This window comes from Streptomyces sp. ActVer, from assembly GCF_027270795.1.
GTDB lineage: Bacteria > Actinomycetota > Actinomycetes > Streptomycetales > Streptomycetaceae > Streptomyces > Streptomyces umbrinus_A.
On the sequence record NZ_JAPWHT010000949.1, the window covers coordinates 1 to 977 of the forward strand.

Annotated in this window: 1 pseudogene; it reads left to right on the plus strand. The window is 64.4% G+C overall.

Going from position 1 to position 977, the window contains the following annotated elements:
• Nucleotides 1-977 (plus strand): annotated as a pseudogene (locus tag O3Q52_RS53540) (alpha-1,4-glucan--maltose-1-phosphate maltosyltransferase); the annotation flags it as partial.

Below are 977 nucleotides of genomic sequence, written 5' to 3' on the forward strand. Positions count from 1 at the left end.
ACGATCGCGTACGCGGAGAACCCGCCGAAGAAGTACCAGGACATCTATCCGATCGCCTTCGACAAGGACATGCCGGGGCTGGTCGCCGAGACCGGGCGGATTCTGCGGTTCTGGATGAGCCACGGTGTACGGATCTTCCGCGTGGACAATCCGCACACAAAGCCGGTGCTGTTCTGGGAGCGGGTGATCGACGACATCAACCGCACCGACCCCGATGTCATCTTCCTGGCCGAGGCGTTCACCCGCCCGGAGATCATGCATGCCCTGGCACGCGTGGGATTTCAGCAGTCGTACACCTACTTCACCTGGCGCAACACAAGGGCCGAACTGACCGAATACCTCACCGAACTCTCCAGTGACGACGTCGCCGCGTACATGCGTCCCAATTTCTTTGTGAACACGCCCGACATCCTGCCCGGGTATCTCCAGCACGGCGGCCGGCCGGCTTTCGAAGTACGGGCCGTTCTGGCGGCGACCCTTTCGCCGGCCTGGGGAATGTACGCCGGGTACGAGCTGTGCGAGAACACCCCGTTCAGGGCGGGCGGTGAGGACTATCTCGACTCGGAGAAGTACCAGCTGCGGCCCCGGGACTGGGCGTCGGCCGAGCGGGACGGACGTTCCATCGCGCCTCTCATCGGTTCCCTGAACCGGATCAGACGGCAGCACAGCGCACTGCGCCGGCTCAGGAATCTCCACTTTCACGACACCGACAACGATGCGGTGATCGCGTACAGCAAGCACGACGAGTCCGACAGGGTATTGGTGGTGGTGAATCTCGACCCTCACCACACCCAGGAGGCCACGGTCTCGTTGGACATGCCACGACTCGGCCTCGACTGGCACGAGTCGATGCCGGTGCGCGACGAGCTCACCGGCGAGACCTACCACTGGGGCAGGACGAACTACGTACGCCTGGCGCCCGGGCACCGGCCCGCGCACGTACTGACCGTCCTGCGACCGTCCTCACCGCCAACCGG